The organism is Pedobacter sp. BAL39 (assembly GCF_000170795.1).
GTDB lineage: Bacteria > Bacteroidota > Bacteroidia > Sphingobacteriales > Sphingobacteriaceae > Pedobacter.
Map to the genome: position 1 here is coordinate 110,487 of NZ_ABCM01000006.1, position 13,641 is coordinate 124,127.

Sequence of the window (13,641 nt, forward strand, 5' to 3'; positions counted from 1 at the left end):
AAACCACGTCATCAATCTTATAAAAAATGATCAGAAAGATATATGCCATTCTAATTTTAATATGCTGCTACGTTAGTGTATCCGCTATTGCGCCCAAAAGAATCATCACACTGAGCGCCGCACTCACCGAAACCGTCGACGCCCTGGGCTTTGGCATTCAGATTGTCGCTGTAGACGTCACCAGCATCTATCCGGCATATGCTGCTAAATTGCCCAGAGTAAGTCAGAATCGCGTACTTTCTGCTGAAGGAATCATTTCTTTTTCACCGGATTTAGTACTTGCTCCAGAAGGAGACATCTCAAAAGCGATGGCATTTCAGCTCAAATCAGCAGGAATTAAGCTCATCACGATCAAACAGGAATATTCAACAAAAGGGGCTTCTAATTTCGTCAGATCCGTCGCAGCGGCACTTGACGTTAAACCTAAAGGGGAAACCTTGGTTAAGAAGCTCGAAACAGAACTTGTCCAGGCAGTTGCTACCGTAAAAAAAAATCCAAAACACCCTAAAGTCATGTTCGTTTATGCCCGTGGAACAGGAACGATGATGGTTGCAGGGAAAGAGACCAACATGGATGCCATCATTACCCTCTCTGGTGGCAGAAATGCAGCACAGGGTTTTACAAAATATAAACCTTATACGACTGAAGCATTGGTAAATGCAAATCCCGATATCATCCTCATGTTTGACTTTGGTTACAAAAGCCTAGGTGGCATCAGCAGTATCCTCAAGATGCCTGGAGTAGGTCTCACCAATGCTGGAAAAAATAAAAAAATTGTACAAATGGATGGGGAGCTGCTGATAGGTTTTTCGGTCCGGCTGGCACAGGCCATAAAAGAACTGAATAGTAAATGGTAGCAAAAAAAGTAACACTTTATCTGCTTTTGATCCTCGCCCTGTTCCTGGCGGCAGCTTTCTCAACAGGTCTCGGGGCAGTAAAAATCCCAATACAGGAAGTTTTCCTCATCCTGGTAAAAAAAATAGGACTATTTCCGGATGAAGCTGTATCGGCACAACATGAAGCGGTAATGCAAATTGTGCGTATACCACGTGTGCTTCTCGGACTGCTTGTAGGTGCAGCATTGGGCATCTCCGGAACGGCAATACAAGGCATCTTCCGAAACCCACTTGCAGAACCAGGACTGATTGGTATTTCTGCAGGCGCTTCCCTTATGGCTGTTGTCATCATCGTTCTGGAAATGGCCTTATTCGCAGGACTCAGCAATTTACTTGGTTATTATATGCTTGCATTTGGTGCTTTTGCCGGTGCGGGAATTGCAGCCATTGTCGTTTATCAGATCTCCAGAACAGACGGCAAATCCAACGTTGCGACAATGCTGCTGGCCGGAATCGCCATCAATGCACTTGCCGGCGCGCTGACCGGACTCATCACCTACCTGGCAGATGACCAACAGCTACGCAACATCACATTCTGGATGCTGGGCAGTTTGGCTGGTGCCACATGGGAAATCGTCTTTGCTGTCCTGCCCTTTATCATGATCCCTGTTTTGATACTACCCCATATGGGAAAAGCGTTGAATGCCTTCTCACTTGGCGAAACTCAGGCCAATCAACTGGGCCTGCGTGTGCATCACGTCAAGAGAAATGTAGTCATCCTGGCTACAATGGCCGTTGGCGCCTCTGTAGCTGTGTCCGGGATCATCGGCTTCGTGGGCCTACTCGTTCCACATACCATCCGACTGATGGTCGGTGTCGATAATAAACATGTACTTCCTGCATCCGCACTGCTCGGCGCACTAATGCTGACGCTGGCAGACATGTTATGCAGAACCATTATTGCGCCTATCGAATTGCCAATAGGTGTCATTACCGCGTTGCTAGGCACACCTCTTTTCCTCTACATATTAATCAAAGACAAGAAAAAACTCGTTTTATAAACATGCTGATCGCAGATACCCTAAGTTACATTGCAGGAAACCGGAGCCTTGTTAAAGATGTCTCCTTTAGCATCCGTCCTGGTGAGATGCTGGTGATTCTCGGTGCAAATGGTGCAGGGAAATCTACCCTGCTCCGCATGCTGAGTGGTGAAAAGAAACCGAGTAAGGGTAACATCAAACTGGATGACCTTGACCTGAACACTTACACGGATCCGCAACTGGCACTTAAAAGGGCCGTGCTCAATCAGCAAAATATAGTCAGCATGGCCTTTAAAGTCCACGAAATTGTAATGATGGGCCGTTATCCACATTACAAGAATAATCCGGGCGACAATGACCAGATAATTGTATTACACGTGATGCAGCTTACAGGAGTGGACCAACTGTCCGAACGCTCCTACCTCAGTCTGTCGGGTGGCGAACAGCAACGTGTACAACTGGCTAGAATCCTTGCGCAAATATGGGATGTTCCTAACGCACTCCTCTTATTGGACGAACCGGTATCGGGATTGGACTTACAATACCAGCAACAAACCCTTGCAATTGCAAAGGCATTATCAAAAAAAGATTTCATGGTCATCAGCGTGCTTCATGACATCAATCTGGCAGCACAATATGCCGACCGGGTGTTGATGATGAAAAATGGGAGAAAGTGGTATGATGGTGCCCCTTCGGAAGTATTAAATACGAAAAACATCTACGAGGTTTTTGAAATCGAAGCCGATATCTTCACCAACCCAAAAACTTTAAAACCATTATTCATTCCCAAGAATACTACCGTAAACCTCCATACGTTTTAAACTGAAGAATGACAGCCTTATGCAATACCTTAACCTGAAATGCGCCACTAATACAGGGTCTAATATTTTAGATCCGAAATTTAATTTGCATCTTCGTATAGGTGGATCACACCGTGCACAAATGATTTTTCAATTTTACGGCGAACGTCACCATGGTACTCCACAGTTGGAAAATTGGCGGCAAATATTAATCGATTCATTACTTTAAAATACTCTGCTATGGAAGTTAATTCAACATCTGACAGAAAAGCTGCCATCATCAAATGGATAAAGCGTGTTGGTGTATGGGGATTTCTATTTTTTCTCATTAAAGGCCTGCTGTGGCTTGCCCTGGGCTACTGGGTATTTAAGAAATAATAAAAAATCGGCCACCAAAAATTAGCTGAGGGCCGATTTTGTCTTCTAATATGATCAGCAGCGCATTGCTAATTGCTTACAATATCTTCTGCTTTTTGAAGTACCACTGCAAGTCCATCTTTGTTTTTGCCCCCAGCAGTGGCATAAAATGGCTGACCGCCACCGCCACCCTGTATTTCCTTAGCCAACTCCCTGACAATATTAGATGCATTCAGCCCCCGCTCCTTAACCAGATTTTCCGTTAACATTACTGTAATTCCCGGTTTGTCATCGATCAGCGTGGTAAAGACCAGAAAGAGATTACTTACCAGATCTTTCACTTCAAAAGCAAGGTTTTTAACCGCATCCATACTATTCAACACGACATGCGTTGCAATGAAATTCATGCCATTTACGTCCTTTGCCAGCTTAATAACCTCATTTTTAAGATCCGCAGACTGCGCCAGCATAGCTTTTTCTGCTTCTTTTTTCAACCTGGCATTTTCTTCCAGCAACCCTGAAACCGCAGCTTTCAGGTCCTTGTTACCTTTCAACAACGCCTTCAGCTCATTGAGCTCACGATTCTGATCGAGTATGAATGCCTCAGCCTTATCCGCAGTAATTGCTTCGATTCGCCTTACCCCAGCTGCGACTGCACTTTCCGAGATAATTTTAAAGTATCCAATCTGTCCCGTGGCCTGCACATGTGTACCTCCGCAGAGTTCCTTCGAATAATGGTCATCAAAAGTAATGACGCGTACCAACTCACCATATTTCTCCCCGAACAAAGCAGTTACACCACTGGAAATTGCCTGATCATAAGGTACATCCCTCTGCTCCTTTAATGGTATATTTTCCCGTACCTTCTGGTTCACGAGGTGCTCAATCGCTGCCAGATCTTCCTCACTTATTTTTGCAAAATGAGAAAAGTCAAAACGCAGGTATTCCGGATTCACCAGTGATCCCTTTTGGTTGACATGTGTTCCAAGTACTTTCTTCAAAGCAGCATGAAGCAAGTGTGTAGCCGTATGGTTATCCTGCGACAACAAACGTTTGTCTTCGTCAATTACCGCCCAGAAAGTACCATCAAGATCCTCTGGCAATGTATCTGTATAGTGCACAATGACACCATTTTCCTTTTTAGTATCCGTAACTTCTACAGAAAATAACCGGCTATGGTCTTCCAGACGTCCGGTATCACCTACCTGGCCACCACTCTCCGCGTAAAAAGGCGTCTTACTCAATACAATCTGATATTGTTCCCTGCCTTTTGCATTTACCTTCCGGTATTTAATGACCTGGGTTTCTGTTTCAAAATCATCATAACCTACAAATTCAGAATCAAGATCACCATGCACCACAATCCAGTCGCCCGTGTCGATTGCAGTTGCGGCTCTCGACCTTTCTTTTTGTTTCAGTAGAGCAGTATTGTATTCTTTCATATCAATGACCCAGTTTTTCTCCCTGGCCATCAGCTCCGTGAGGTCAATCGGAAATCCGTAAGTATCATTGAGTTCGAAAGCAAAATCTCCGGAGATCACCATCTGGTCTTTAAGTATACTGTATACCCATGGATGCTCAAACGGTTTTTCTGTATCAATGGCATTTTCTGACATCAGAAAGTCTGCCTGCTTTTTCGTGTAATTCTCAAAACGTTGTATGCCGGTAGCCAGCGTCCTTAAAAAGGAAACCTCTTCTTCCATTACAACCTTCTGCACGAAATCTTTCTGTAGCACCAACTCGTCAAAGACCCCGCTAAACTGATCCGCCAATACAGGTACCAATTGATTCAGAAAAGGTTCTTTAAGGTTCAGGAAAGTATAAGCGTAACGTACTGCACGACGTAAAATGCGGCGGATGACGTATCCTGCTTTGTTATTGGATGGTAGCTGCCCGTCGGCGATAACAAACGAAATCGCCCTGATATGATCGGCCATTACGCGCATCGCGATATCTGTCTTTTCGTCAGCACCATAAACGACCCCTGCATGACTGGCAATAAACTGTATTAATGGTTGAAAAACATCTGTATCATAGTTGGAGGGCTTTTCCTGAAGCACACGCACCAAGCGCTCAAATCCCATTCCCGTGTCCACATGTTGTGCCGGAAGGGGCTGTAATGAACCATCCTTTAACCGATTGAACTGCATAAATACGTTGTTCCAGATTTCTATCACCTGGGGATGGTCTGCGTTCACCAGACTTTTACCTGCTACAGTCGCACGTTCATCATCCGGGCGACAGTCTACGTGGATCTCGGAACAAGGCCCGCAAGGTCCGGTATCTCCCATCTCCCAGAAATTATCTTTTTTATTGCCGAGGATGATCCGCTCTTCAGGAACAAATTGCTTCCAGAGCTCATAAGCCTCCTCATCACGGGGAAGTCCCTCCTTCTCATCGCCCTCAAAAATAGAAACGTAAAGTTTATCCTTTGGAATTCTGTAAACCTCAGTAAGTAATTCCCAGCTCCAGGCAATGGCTTCCTTTTTAAAATAATCCCCAAAACTCCAGTTTCCAAGCATCTCAAACATGGTGTGGTGGTAGGTATCTATCCCCACCTCTTCTAAATCATTGTGCTTGCCGGAGACCCGCAGACAACGCTGAGTGTCAGTAATTCTCGGATATTTTATAGCCGCCTCACCCAGAAACAAATCCTTAAACTGGTTCATTCCGGCATTGGTAAACATCAGTGTAGGGTCGTTTTTCACCACAATTGGTGCAGATGGAACAATATGATGTTGTTTAGATTCAAAAAATTTTAAATATGCTTGTCTGATTTCCTTAGCTGTCATCCTTCTCTATAATTATTGAACAAAATTAAAATTTTATTGCGGTATTCTACTAAAATCCCTTTACATTTGAACACTTCAAATAAAAGCCGTAAACCATTAATAATCAACACTAAACTATGCCATATAAAGAACGGGACATCAATAAAATGTATTATACAATGGGCGAAGTAACGGAAATGTTTGGTGTAAATGCGTCTCAGATTCGCTTTTATGAAAAGGAATTCGACGTCCTGCAACCCAAGAAAAATAAAAAAGGAAACCGTCTGTTTACCCCTGAGGATATCGAAAATTTAAAGATTATTTTTCACCTCGTAGATGATAAAGGTTTTACACTTAAAGGTGCCAAAGAACACCTTAAAAACAACACCTCTGAAGTTAAAGACAACCAAAAGATCATTGCTTCTCTCGAAAAATTAAAAGACTTCTTACTTAAACTAAACGAAGAAATTTAATTTTAATGCTATTTATTTTTTTATAAAATAAATAATGCAGTGATTCGGCGATATTATGGCTGAATCACATTATCTACTTGTTTTTGCTTTCATCCTCTGCACTTCGCTATCCAGCAAAGCACAGGATGAAGAATATGAATATGAAGGCCGCATGACCGGAAGCGATCAGGCTGCAGAAGCATTGGGCGACGTGCTTGAACAGTTGGAGTATTACCGCAGGCATCCCATTAATCTTAACCGCACCAACCCGGAGGAACTCAGGCAACTTGGATTTTTATCTCCCCTACAAATCAGCAATTTTTTTCTGCACCTGAACGTAAATGGCCATATTGTGGATCTGTTGGAGCTTCAGGCCATCGCCGGATTTGACCTTGGCACTGTTGCGAAGATCTTACCTTATGTACGGCTCTCGGCAGCAACAGTACCTCCGATTTTTAAGTTAAGAAAACTGCAGAAAAACACTGATCAGAGCATCGTCCTTAGATACGGAAGCATCCTACAACAGCAAAAAGGGTTTGGCAGTAGCACAGGCAGCCGATATCAGGGATCTGCGGACAAGCTGCTGTTGAAATACAGATTACAATATGACGATCGCTTGTCGATCGGCTTTGTTGCAGAAAAGGACGCAGGCGAACGGTGGCTGGGAAGCAACAAGCTGCCCGATTTTTTATCAGGACATCTTTTCATCGGGAAAATTGGCATATTTAATAAAGTAGTCATTGGCGACTATAGCTTGCAGTTTGGTCAGGGACTCACTTTGTGGTCTGGCTTTGCTTTCGGAAAGGGAGCGGATGTCACAAGCGTAGCCAGCAACGATGTTGGCATAAAACCCTATACATCTTCAAACGAGTCGACCTTTCTTCGCGGAGCGGCAGCCACCGCTGACATCAATAAACACATTTCGCTGACCGCTTTTTTTTCCATACGAAAACTCGATGCCAGTCTGACACCTCATTCCAATGGTAAAACAACCCTCATAAATATTAATGAATCAGGCTTACACCGCAATATGACCGAACTGCGCAACAAAGGCTCCTTACAGCAACAGGTTAATGGCGGGATCGCACATTATCATAACGGGAATATAAACGCAGGAATAATCGCCTATCACTCAAAATATAATCATCCTTTCATCAGTGGTACATCTTTGTATAAAAAATACAGTTTTCAAGGGGACAGACTTGCCAACGCAGGGATGTATTATACCTGGACTTACAGAAATTTCTATACGTACGGAGAGGCAGCTTCCAGTTTTGATGATGGTTATGCCTTTCTACATGGCGTTCTTTTCGGACTGAGCAGAAAACTTTCAGCTGTGATACTCTACAGAAATTATGGCAAAAAGTACCATAGTTTCTTCGCCCAGTCTGTAGGTGAGAATACAGACAGCAACAATGAGCAAGGCTATTATGCGGGCCTAAATTACTTCCCTTCTAAACAATGGAGATACTCCTTCTATGTTGATTATTTCAGGTTCCCCTGGCTGAAGTACCGGGTAGGCGCACCCTCACAGGGCTACGAAATCCTCACAGACTTCAGCTACATTCCCAAAAAAGACCTTAAGTTCAGCATGAGGTTAAAAACGGAACATAAACAACAGAATACCGACGACCCCAAATCCTACAGCCTGTTGCAAACTGTTGTCAAAACGAACGCGAGCATCTCTTGTCAGTGGATGCCAATCAGAAATATCCGCAGCCAGCAACGTATAGACCTACTTTTTTATCAAAAAAGAGAAATTAGAGAAACAGGCCTGCTCCTGCTCCAGGACTTAAGTTTTAAACCATCAGTTTTCCCAATATCGGGCAACATCCGATTCGCTTACTTCCGCACTCCTTCTTACAACAGCAGACTATACGCCTACGAAAGGGATGTCATGTACAGCGCTTCAGCGGGAAACTATTTTGGAACTGGCTTTCGCCATTACCTAAATCTAAGGTACAGCATCTCCAGGCGGACAGACTTATTCGCGCGATATGCGACAGCCATCTATAGAAATCAGAAAACAATAGGCTCAGGACTTGATGAAATTCAAGGTAACATAAAAACAGATGTCAAATTTCAGCTGCGTGTCCAGATATGAGCAGTCAAACTCCCATCCCGATGAATTTTGTGAGCATACTGGCGGCTTACCTTCCGGGACTGATCGTTGCGGACCATAACACCCTGATGAGAATAGCACTATCCAGGCAAACACCTGTACTAATGTTATTGACAATCTTGATATTGCTGGTATTATTGACACTATGCTTCATCAACCTGTACTATAAACAACTAAATATCTATCGTCATAAAATACCAACGGCAGGACTGATTTACATGTTGTTTTTCAGCTATGGCATCTGGTCGGCATTTAAAGCAACCTCCCTGCTTGACAGCAATCACTTTGCCGTCCAGAAATCTGACTTTCTAAAGATAATCATCAGCAATGACCCACGGCAAAAAAATGGATTCATCAATTTTCAGGCAGACGTATGTTATGCAGAAAGCTTCAAAACACTTAAGGAAAACAAAAGCGTGCTGCCATCTATGCGTAATTGCAGCGGCAGAATGGCGATAAAGATCAAAACAGAAGTTGCCTCAAACTTATCATTAAACTATGGCGATCAGCTCATTATCCCTGCCGTCTACCATTTGATTCCTCCCCCAGACCATCCCTCATTATTTGACTACCGCTCCTGGCTCAACCATCAGGGCATCCATTATCAGGCGAATTTCCAACAACGACAAGTCATTCTACTCCAAACCAAAAGTGGACGACCCATAATCAGTTACGCATTAAAGACGAGAAATCAACAACTCGCTTTCTATCGGAAATTCATGAAAAATAAAGATGCTTATGCCGTTGCATCAACACTCATCCTGGGTGAACGTGCCGACTTATCAGCCGAAACCCTGAATACCTATTCAGTCACAGGAACCATCCATGCCTTATCGGTGTCGGGCATGCATGTAGGACTTATTTACCTGATCCTGAACTTCCTATTCTCGCTGTGGAAATTTACATATCGGTTCAATATCATTAAAACAATACTTATCATTTTTGCCATATGGTATTACGCCCTGATCAGCGGCCTATCTCCCTCTGTACTTCGTTCAGTAATCATGCTCTCTGTTTTTATTGTGGCAAAGCAATACTCAAAAACAACGAACAGCTACAACATCATTGCCTTTACTGCCTTTTGTTTACTCGTCTATCACCCCCTGCTCATCTGGGATACGGGCTTTCAATTGTCCTTTCTGGCTGTTTTGGGTTTAATCTATCTTCAGCCCAAACTAACTGTTCTATGGCCAATAAAGAACATTTTATTAAACCAGCTATGGAAAAGCACGACCATGTCCTGCGCGGCACAACTTTTCACCTTTCCTTTCAGCATCTATTATTTTCATCAGTTTCCATTATATTTCATGATCAGTAACCTATTCATACTCCTGCCCATTGCAGCCTTAATGTACCTGGGACTTGCCATCCTGTTATTCAGGATGTCCATCCTGATCCCGCTGTTTGAGTGGCTCATTATCTTTACAAATAAAAGTCTAACACAAATTGCAGAACTCCCTTATTCCAGCATTACAGGAATATGGATCAGTAAAACAATGCTCATCGTCCTCTGTGTCTCCATTCTGCTGGGCATTGTTGCACTTTTCAAACGCCAGCAACAGCTCTTTTTATCCGCAGTGATCTGCGTTTTGATTCTACATAGTATGATGATCTGTGAATTGCTCAAGGCCAGACAGCAGCGAATCCTGATCCGGATGCAGTTGCGAAAACTAAAAGCATCCTTTGCATCCATGGAGTATCGGCAACACTCACCAGCGCCAGGCAATTCAACCAGACTGAGCTGAGACGATATGTCAGCCCCCTTCTCTCCTATTACCATGTCGGTCAGCTCCGGACAATTACCCTTAAAAACTATTTGGAGGAGACTCACAAGCCTTCTATCTTTGGATCACATGGCCACCTTAGCTTAATCAAAAAAAACACCTATGACAGCAGCACTAGTTTTGTATACGGTGGAATCCCGTATCGCCACCCTGGTCATCAACAGACCTGAGAAACGTAATGCATTGAATCCAGAGCTCGTCGCGGCATTAACAGTTGCTCTACAGCAGGCGGCCGAAGATGATTCCGTTAAAGTAGTTGTCATCAAAGCAAATGGAAATACATTCAGCGCTGGTGCCGATCTGGCTTACCTCCAACAGCTACAAACAAACACTTACGAAGAAAATCTTGCCGATTCAGACAACCTCAGGAAATTATTTACCACAATTTACTATCTCCCTAAAGTAGTGATTGCACAGGTAGAAGGACATGCCATTGCCGGCGGATGTGGGCTCGCCACAGTATGTGACATTATCTTTGCCGTTCCTGAAGCAAACTTCGGATATACAGAAGTCAAGTTGGGCTTTGCGCCCGCAATTGTTTCCTGCTTCCTGCTCCGGAAGACCGGTGAAACCATCGCGCGCAGACTATTGCTAACAGGATCCTTGTTTTCTGCAGAACAGGCGCTCCAGTGGGGACTGATCACTTTTGTAACAAATGCCGAAGAAATTGATCTCACCGTAAAGAAATTTGCATTAAGTTTGTGTACTGAAACCTCGGCAAATTCGTTAATGGTAACGAAACAACTCGTCGGACAGATCACGAACCCCGGGCTTGATGAAAGTCTTAGACTCGCTGTCGCACTAAATGCAACCGTCAGGGAAAGTGACGATTTTAAAAAAGGCGTTGCAGCGTTCATCAACAAAGAAACAATAAAATGGTAAATTGTAAACAGACAGATTATATTAATAAAAAACAAATATGTTAAAATCCATCAAAACAAGTGTTTTAACTGCAGTTCTTGTAGGAACAGCAATCATGGCACACGCTCAAAAAAACATTACGGAAGGCACGCTAAACTTCGGTATTGAATATGTACTGACCGAGGAACAGCAGCCCATGGCAGCCATGCTCCCTGCGGAGACAAAAATCAAATTCAATGGTACACTGTCCAAATTCGAGATGCAGCAAGGCCCCGCCACCATCACAGTGGTGTCCAATGTAGCAGATATGAACTCTCTTGTATTGATCGATGTTCCCGTTGCACAACTACAATACGCTGTAAAAAACACAAAGGAAGATTATGAAAAGAATAATGCGATGAACCCTAAGTTCAGCGACTTCAAAGCAACTGGTGAAAAACAAACTATCGGCACTTATAAAACCGAGAAATACACTTACAAAGATGATAAAGGTGCGAGTTACGAGCTTTGGGCAACCAATGACATCACACTACCTGCTGGGCTTATGGGGCCTGAATTCAAGGATGTGAAAGGTACTCCCGTTAAATTCACCGCTTTCAGAAATGGCGTAAAATCCATTTCTACACTTAAAAGCGTTACTGACGAAAAAACAGGCCCGTTGTCACTTGATGTACCTTCCGGATATGAAGTAAAAACGATGGAAGAAATCATGCAGATGCAACAGGGCGGAGGTCAATAACGTCTATAAAAAATGTTAAAAAGCCTTTTTTTTCTTCTTAGAATATTCGTCTTCTGGTTGCTCTACTTTGGACTTGACCGATTGATATTCATCATCATATTTTATAAAAAAATTGCCATGATCCCCTTTAAAGAGGTCATGGCAACTTTTTATCACGCCCTTTTGTTAGACTTGTCCATGACGGCCTATATTGCTGTCATCCCCTTGTTAGGCTACATCTTCTGGTTACTGAGCGGAAGAAAATCCGTCACACTTTCCTGGATTAATGTTTACAACCTGACGCTGATCGCCTTCTTCAGCATCATTTCCGTTATCAACTTTAACATCTACCGGGAATGGGGCAGTAAAGTAAATTCAAAAGCACTAGGGTTTGCCATCGACAGCCCGACGGTTGCCATTGCATCCAGCGCTTCCTCTCCTATCGGCCTCAGCATCGCAGCATTGCTTATGCTTATCGTGATCAGTTATTTCCTTCACAAACTGGTCGTCACCAACAAAATCACATTAAGTAGCTCTCCCATTTGGCTGCGTGCCCTTGTCGCCTTATTGCTGATTGCATTAAATGTAATGATACTCAGAGGTGGCTTCAGAGGATCACCCATTACGCAGAGTATGGCTTATTTTTCTGAGGATCAGACACTCAACAATGCTGCTGTTAATACAGAATGGAATCTGATGAGGAGCGTCTTATCGGCCCGGATGGCCAATAAAAATCCTTATGTATACCTTAGTAACCAGCAGGCTGATGCCATCATCAAAGACTTATATGCCGTAAAGAAAGACACCACCATCAATATACTCAAAACGAAAAGGCCTAACGTAGTAATGGTCATCATCGAGAGCTTTACTGCTGATGTCACCAAAACCCTGGGACAGGAAGAAGGCATCACCCCTCATATGGATAGCCTCTTCAAAAAAGGAGTGCTGTTCAGTAAAATCTATGCTTCGGGATACCGCACCGATAAAGGTATCCTTGCTACTGCGGCAGGATATCCGACGTTCGCCTCAGGAAGCATTGTCAAGTGGCCTGAAAAAATGCAGAAGATTCCGGCGATAGCACAGTCCCTGTACAGAAACGGATATGAAACCTCATTTTATTATGGTGGTGAATCCGAATTTGACAACTACAAAGCCTTTATCCTTGGCCACAACTACCAACATCTGGTCGACCGGAAGGACTTTAAAAGTGACAACATGCAGTCCATTTGGGGTAAATTCGATGAAGCTGTGTTTGCAAGACAGGTAGCTGACCTTGGTAAAATGAAACAACCCTTCTTCTCCACGACCATGACACTCACCAATCATGAGCCTTTCACTTTGCCACGAAAACCAAAGTTTCCGGGTGATGACAATCCCTCGAAATTTAAAAGTACCGCCAACTACACTGATTCCTGTATCAATGCCTTTCTGAACAATGCGAGAAAAAAGGACTGGTATAAAAACACCCTTTTTATTTTTGTAGCCGACCACGGGCATGGTCTGCCGAAGAATGCATATGAAATATTTATGCCTCAGCGATACCATATCCCACTTCTTTTCTATGGCGATGTCATCAAAGATGAATTTATTGGCAAGGACTTCAGCAATGTAGGCTCGCAGGCAGATATTGCGGCAACGTTACTTGCCCAACTGGATATTCCCGCAACAGAATTCGTATGGAGCAAAAACATGCTCAACCCTTATGTTAAACCATTTGCTTTTTTTAGCTGGGAGAACGGCATGGGGTTTATAGATCAGCAACAATGCGTTACCTTTGACACTGTAGGTAATGTTGTTGCATACGATAGTGATGCAGAGAACAAACAGCAATCTGCATTAACATTAAGCTATGCAAAAGCATGCCTTCAAAAAATATATCAGCAATTTATAGAACTATAAT

The 13,641-nt window shown here is 43.4% G+C and carries 11 protein-coding genes; 9 read left to right on the top strand and 2 right to left on the bottom strand.

The genetic code is table 11. The annotated features are described in order from the left end of the window. Positions 1-26: 26 nt before the first annotated feature. The 3 genes from PBAL39_RS09970 to PBAL39_RS09980 are packed head-to-tail and all read left to right on the top strand — an operon-like array spanning position 27 to position 2,697. Positions 27-857, top strand: coding sequence for a hemin ABC transporter substrate-binding protein (locus PBAL39_RS09970; protein ID WP_008240892.1), 831 nt, complete (start codon positions 27-29; stop codon positions 855-857). Continuing rightward, positions 851-1,897 (top strand): iron ABC transporter permease, encoded by a 1,047-nt coding sequence (locus tag PBAL39_RS09975; protein ID WP_008240893.1) that lies wholly within the window; start codon positions 851-853, stop codon positions 1,895-1,897. Before PBAL39_RS09970 ends, PBAL39_RS09975 begins: the two co-directional genes overlap by 7 nt. Positions 1,898-1,899: 2 nt before the next feature. Beyond that, positions 1,900-2,697: a heme ABC transporter ATP-binding protein gene (locus tag PBAL39_RS09980; RefSeq protein WP_008240895.1), complete on the top strand. Its 798-nt coding sequence runs from the start codon at positions 1,900-1,902 to the stop codon at positions 2,695-2,697. Positions 2,698-2,777: 80 nt separating this feature from the next. Here PBAL39_RS09980 and PBAL39_RS25570 read toward each other — a convergent pair whose 3' ends face one another. Further along, the gene (locus PBAL39_RS25570; RefSeq protein WP_198139809.1) at positions 2,778-3,005 is read right to left on the bottom strand and encodes a hypothetical protein; all 228 of its coding nucleotides are present in this window, start codon (positions 3,003-3,005) and stop codon (positions 2,778-2,780) included. A 117-nt stretch (positions 3,006-3,122) separates the two neighbouring features. Beyond that, positions 3,123-5,825, bottom strand: coding sequence for an alanine--tRNA ligase (alaS, locus tag PBAL39_RS09990; protein WP_008240899.1), 2,703 nt, complete (start codon positions 5,823-5,825; stop codon positions 3,123-3,125). A 116-nt stretch (positions 5,826-5,941) separates the two neighbouring features. Between alaS and PBAL39_RS09995 the strand changes: the two genes are divergently transcribed. The 6 genes from PBAL39_RS09995 (at position 5,942) to PBAL39_RS10020 (ending at position 13,640) form a co-directional block, all read left to right on the top strand. After that, positions 5,942-6,277 carry a MerR family transcriptional regulator gene (locus tag PBAL39_RS09995; protein WP_008240901.1) on the top strand — a complete coding sequence of 112 codons (336 nt, stop codon included), beginning with the start codon at positions 5,942-5,944 and terminating at the stop codon, positions 6,275-6,277. 55 nt (positions 6,278-6,332) lie between these two features. Then, complete coding sequence (locus tag PBAL39_RS10000) at positions 6,333-8,360, top strand: hypothetical protein (RefSeq protein ID WP_008240903.1); 2,028 nt, start codon at positions 6,333-6,335, stop codon at positions 8,358-8,360. 20 nt (positions 8,361-8,380) lie between these two features. Further along, positions 8,381-10,123: a ComEC/Rec2 family competence protein gene (locus PBAL39_RS10005; RefSeq protein WP_198139810.1), complete on the top strand. Its 1,743-nt coding sequence runs from the start codon at positions 8,381-8,383 to the stop codon at positions 10,121-10,123. Positions 10,124-10,264: 141 nt separating this feature from the next. Then, entirely contained in the window at positions 10,265-11,044 is a 780-nt protein-coding gene (locus PBAL39_RS10010) for an enoyl-CoA hydratase/isomerase family protein (RefSeq protein WP_008240907.1), read from the top strand. A 37-nt stretch (positions 11,045-11,081) separates the two neighbouring features. Continuing rightward, on the top strand, positions 11,082-11,762 hold the full coding sequence (locus tag PBAL39_RS10015) for a DUF4412 domain-containing protein (protein ID WP_008240909.1): 681 nt from the start codon (positions 11,082-11,084) through the stop codon (positions 11,760-11,762). 117 nt (positions 11,763-11,879) lie between these two features. Continuing rightward, complete coding sequence (locus PBAL39_RS10020) at positions 11,880-13,640, top strand: LTA synthase family protein (protein WP_232282928.1); 1,761 nt, start codon at positions 11,880-11,882, stop codon at positions 13,638-13,640. Position 13,641: the final 1 nt, after the last annotated feature.